Genomic DNA, 4,846 nt, shown 5'->3' on the forward strand with positions numbered 1-4,846 from the left:
GGACCTCGACCAGCTCGCGGAATCGGCGGCGAAGTTCGGCCTGGATCTGAAGAAGCCGCTCGACCAGCGCATGGCGCGGCTCGACCACCTCAACGTGACCTTCCATGCCAAGCTCGGCACGCAGGGGCAGCGCGTTGAGCGCATCAGGCGGCTCGCGCAAGAACTGGCCCCGATCGTCGGCGCTGATAGCGCTTTGGTCGCCCGCGCGGCCGTGCTCGCCAAGGCCGATCTGCAGACCGAGGTGGTAGGCGAGTTCCCCGAACTGCAAGGGGCCATGGGTCGCAAATACGCGCTTCTGCAGGGCGAGGATGCATCCGTAGCCGCGGCCGCCGAGGAACACTACAAGCCGCAGGGTCCTTCCGACCGCGTGCCGACCGATCCGGTGTCGGTTGCCGTCGCGCTTGCCGACAAGCTCGATACGCTGACCGGCTTCTGGGCGATCGATGAAAAGCCTACGGGCAGCAAGGATCCGTTCGCTCTGCGCCGAGCAGCACTTGGCGTGGTCAGGATCCTTATAGAGAACCGTATCCGTCTGGCGTTGACGTCCCTCTTCGCCAAGGCCTTCGCGAACTTCAAAGGCGGCACAGATCAGTCGTCCGATCTCCTCGCCTTCTTCCACGATCGCCTGAAGGTCTATCTGCGTGAAAGCGGTGCACGCCATGACTTGATCGATGCCGTGCTGTCAGCGGGTTCGCGCCCAATCTCTCCCCTTGTGGGGGCGATGTCGGCGAAGCCGACAGAGGGGGGCGCTGTCCCGCCGGCCTCACATTCTGTCGCGCCCCCCTCTGCCCTGCCGGGCATCTCCCCCACAAGGGGGGAGATCGGCCAATCGCCGAACGACGATCTCCTTCAGATCGTGCGTCGCGTCGAGGCGCTGGGCTCCTTGCTCGACACCGACGAGGGCAAGAACCTGCTCGCCGGCACCAAGCGCGCCGCCAACATCCTGGCCGCCGAAGAGAAGAAGAAAACGCTGGTCGCCGAGACCGTTGAGCCGGCTCTGTTCCGCGAAGACGCGGAAAAGAAGCTCTATGCCGCGGTGAATCAGGCCGAGAAGGAAGCCGGCCAAGCGATTCAAAACGAAGATTTTTCCGCCGCCATGCTGGCGCTTAGCGTGTTGCGCGAACCGGTTGATTCATTTTTTGAAGGCGTTCTCGTGAATGATGAGGACCAGGCCGTGCGCGCCAACCGCCTGGCGCTGCTTGCCCGCATCCGCGCCGCCACCGACCAGGTCGCGGATTTTTCAAAAATCGTCGGCTGACGGCTCGAAACGTCGCACATTTGGACCTACCCGCATCCGCTAGGATGCGGGTAGGCTTCAACAATTTTGCGCTCGAAAATTAGTACCCCGGAGCCGGCTTACAGTCATACGGCGATGACCTCCGCGTGGGAGAACCGATGCATGTCGCCCGGAACTGCGCAGCGGTTCCGGGACAACGACATGCATCAGACAAAAGACGTTCCCCAAACACGGAGGCATGCCATGAATTCCGTTGACGATATCGACCTGATTGAAGAGACCCCGGCCGCCGCCGAGGCCGTCGAACCCGCTTCCGACGACATCCTCGACCATGCTGCCGCCGCGGCGGTCGAAGCCACGGACCTGTCCGAGTACGATGAGGAAGACCGCGAGGATGAAGACGGCGACGACGAAGACGACGATAAGGAAGAAGCGGCCTGAGCCGTCTGCAGTCGTTTGAAGAATGAAGGGCGGCGCGTTTCGCGTCGCCCCTTTTCGTCAGGCTAGCCGGATCAGCCTTCCAGGGAGAATCGCCCCGTCGATCAGGAAGATTGACGCCTCAATCTTCCACGATGCTGACGCGCACGCTGTCGGAAAAGACATCCACCTCGATCAGCGGCTCGCCATTGACGATGGCGCGCCTTGTCGCGCTGCCCATGGCGCCGCCGCGTTCCAGCATGCGCTGCAGGTCGGCGCGCGAGCCGTCGCTGCGGAACCAGGGATCGCCCTGGTCGTCGCTGTCGCGCCGATGGAACTTGTGCCAATTGGCGCGGTCCTGCCGCACCATCTGCGCCGCGCTGCTCAGCGGATAGCCGTCGCTGGCGCGGTGATCGCGATCGGAAATCCGCGCGACGTAAGAGCCGAGCATGTCGTCGGCTCGCGCCGAACCCGTCACCAGTGTCGCCGCCACCACCAGTCCGGCAACGGCCATTGCTTTCGAAACGGTCATGAAATCCCCCTTTTTGAAACGTCAGCGCCATCGTGCCCGATCCCGATGACGGGGATCGAGCCAAGCGGTTAGCACATTGAAGCGGTATTGAGTGTGATCTACATCGCCTTGCCGACGCGCGGCAGCGGCTGGGCATTTTTCGGCTGCGCGCCGCCCGACGCATTGGCTGTCGCGGTGGGCTGGCTGCCGGCCTTGTCGTTGCCCTTCGAAGCGGAGGCGGTGCCGTTGGCAGGCGTTGCCGGCGAAGTGCCGTTTGCCGGCGCGGCCGCGGTTGTGGTTGCCGGTGCCGTGGGCTTCGCCGCCGCGGGCGTTGCGAAGGCGCCGCCGACAATGCCGCCGCGGATGATCATCGGCGCCGGCTGATGCCCGGACTTTTCGGGAATAGCCGCGACCTTTTCGTCGGTGACGGCGGGCACGGGATCGCCCAGCGCAATCATCGATGGCGCGGAGAGCGCCGACAGCTTGGCCGGATCGATCGCGTCCAGCCTGACCACCGAAGGCGTCGACGTCGAGGGTCCGACTACGACGATCGACGACGCCTGCGCCGCGCCGTTCATTGCCAAAAGGCCGATGCCGAACGCTCCGAGCAAACGCATTACAAAAACTCCCCAGCCGGTAACCACCGGTCCGCACCTTAAGGCCGGCAAATTGAAGCGGGCTTGCGCGGAAACTTAACATTTTAGGGATTGATAAATCGCCAATGCCCGCCCTTGCCCGATGGAAGCCGTCGTATTACGGGACCGGCATGTTTGAGACTGGTGGCAAATTTGGCTGAGATATTGGCGGTTGGCGAGGCGCTTGAGCGGGCTTTGGCGTTGCTTAAAGCCGGCGACGTCGTCGCCATCCCGACCGAGACGGTTTACGGCCTGGCTGGCGATGCCACCAACGGCGTTGCCGTGGCGCGCATTTTCGAGGCGAAGGGCCGGCCGCGCTTCAACCCGCTGATCGCCCATGTCGCCGATCGCGCGATGGCGGACCACATTGCCGGCTTCGACCCGCTCTCGGCAAAACTCGCGCAAGCCTTCTGGCCCGGCCCGCTGACGCTGGTGCTGCCGCAGCGCGCGGACAATGGCATCCATCCGCTGGTCACCGCGGGGCTGGATACGATCGCGCTGCGCATGCCGCGCGGGTTCGGCGGCGAGCTGATCGCGCGGCTCGGCCGGCCGCTTGCCGCCCCCAGCGCCAATTCCTCAGGCAGGATTTCCGGCACGACGGCGCAGGCGGTCGCCGCCGATCTCGGCGACAGGATCAAGCTGGTCGTGGATGGAGGCGCGACGCCCGTCGGACTGGAATCGACCATCCTCAAGGTCGAGGACGGCAAATTGCGGCTGCTCAGGCCGGGCGGCATCGGCGCCGAGGAGATCGAGGCCGCCGCCGGCGCGAAACTGGTGCGCGGCGCTACCGGCATCGAGGCGCCGGGCATGCTTGCCTCGCATTACGCGCCGGGTGCGGCGATGCGGCTCAATGTTCAACAGATCGTGAGGGGCGAAGCATTGCTTGCCTTCGGCCGCAACCGCGCCGAGGGCTGGCAGAATGCGGCTGCTATGCGCAATCTCTCCGAGGCCGGCGACCTGCGCGAGGCGGCCAGCAACCTTTTTGCCGCCATGCAGGCGCTCGACCGCAGCGGCGCCGCCACCATCGCCGTCGAGCCGATCCCTTTCGAGGGGCTGGGCGAGGCGATCAACGACCGGCTCGCGCGCGCCGCTGCCCCCCGTGACAAGCAGGCCTGAGCGCCATAGGTTCTTGCCGCCATGAACGATCAGCCCTTCGACCTCGACCCTGCCGTCATCGACCGCTTCGCGGCAATCGTCGGCGACAAATATGCCTTGCGCGACCAGGCCGACATCGCGCCCTACATCACCGAGCGGCGCGGCCTCTGGCATGGCCGCACGTCGCTGGTGCTGAGGCCCGCCAGCGTCGAGGAAGTGAGCCGCATCATGCGGCTTGCGACCGAGACTGGTACGCCGATCGTGCCGCAGAGCGGCAACACCGGGCTGGTCGGCGCGCAGGTGCCGGACAAATCCGGTCACGACATCGTGCTGTCGCTGTCGCGGCTGAACCGCATCCGCGAGATCGATGTCTTGTCGAACACGGTGACCGTCGAGGCCGGCGTCATCCTGCAGACGCTGCAGGAGGCGGCCGACGCCGCCGACCGGCTCTTTCCGCTCTCGCTCGCCGCGCAAGGCTCCTGCCAGATCGGCGGCAATCTCTCCTCCAATGCTGGCGGCACGGGCGTGCTTGCCTATGGCAATGCGCGCGAGCTCTGTCTCGGCGTCGAGGTGGTGCTGCCGACCGGCGAGGTGTTCGACGACCTGCGCAAATTGAAGAAGGACAACACCGGCTACGATCTGAAGAACCTCTTCGTCGGCGCCGAAGGCACGCTCGGCGTCATCACCGCCGCGGTGCTGAAACTGTTCCCGAAGCCGAAGGGCAGGGAGGTCGCTTTTGCCGGCCTGCCGTCGTCCCCGAAAGACGCGCTTTCGCTGTTCACGCTGGCGATGGACCGCGCCGGAGCTTCGCTCACAGCTTTCGAGCTGATCGCCAGAAGGCCTTATGATTTCACGCTGAAGCACGGGCAAGGCATCACGCGGCCGCTGGCCGACGACTGGCCGTGGTATGTGCTGATGCAGATTTCGTCCGGACGCTCCGAGGCGGACGGC

Annotated in this window: 6 protein-coding genes; 4 read left to right on the forward strand and 2 right to left on the reverse strand. The window is 65.3% G+C overall.

All coding sequences use genetic code 11. The features are described 5' to 3' along the window. The coding region (locus EOA24_RS27515; RefSeq protein WP_127410267.1) for a glycine--tRNA ligase subunit beta at positions 1 to 1,258 on the forward strand (1,258 nt) is incomplete at its 5' end. A gap of 141 nt (positions 1,259 to 1,399) precedes the next feature. Further along, positions 1,400 to 1,678 (forward strand): hypothetical protein, encoded by a 279-nt coding sequence (locus EOA24_RS27520; protein WP_245467172.1) that lies wholly within the window; start codon positions 1,400 to 1,402, stop codon positions 1,676 to 1,678. Between the two features lie 118 nt (positions 1,679 to 1,796). Here EOA24_RS27520 and EOA24_RS27525 read toward each other — a convergent pair whose 3' ends face one another. Both EOA24_RS27525 and EOA24_RS27530 read right to left on the reverse strand, forming a co-directional pair. Next, positions 1,797 to 2,186: a hypothetical protein gene (locus EOA24_RS27525; RefSeq protein WP_126078600.1), complete on the reverse strand. Its 390-nt coding sequence runs from the start codon at positions 2,184 to 2,186 to the stop codon at positions 1,797 to 1,799. Positions 2,187 to 2,284: 98 nt separating this feature from the next. After that, a complete protein-coding gene (locus EOA24_RS27530; RefSeq protein ID WP_126078599.1) occupies positions 2,285 to 2,782 on the reverse strand; it encodes a hypothetical protein in 498 nt (165 codons plus the stop codon). A gap of 171 nt (positions 2,783 to 2,953) precedes the next feature. Between EOA24_RS27530 and EOA24_RS27535 the strand changes: the two genes are divergently transcribed. Together EOA24_RS27535 and EOA24_RS27540 are read left to right on the forward strand one after the other, a co-directional pair. Further along, positions 2,954 to 3,916, forward strand: a complete 963-nt coding sequence (locus EOA24_RS27535; protein ID WP_126078598.1) for an L-threonylcarbamoyladenylate synthase — start codon at positions 2,954 to 2,956, stop codon at positions 3,914 to 3,916. A gap of 21 nt (positions 3,917 to 3,937) precedes the next feature. Further along, a partial coding sequence (locus EOA24_RS27540; RefSeq protein WP_133374634.1) for an FAD-binding oxidoreductase occupies positions 3,938 to 4,846 on the forward strand: 909 nt, incomplete at its 3' end.

The sequence above is a fragment of the Mesorhizobium sp. M2A.F.Ca.ET.039.01.1.1 genome (assembly GCF_003998035.1).
Classification (GTDB): domain Bacteria; phylum Pseudomonadota; class Alphaproteobacteria; order Rhizobiales; family Rhizobiaceae; genus Mesorhizobium.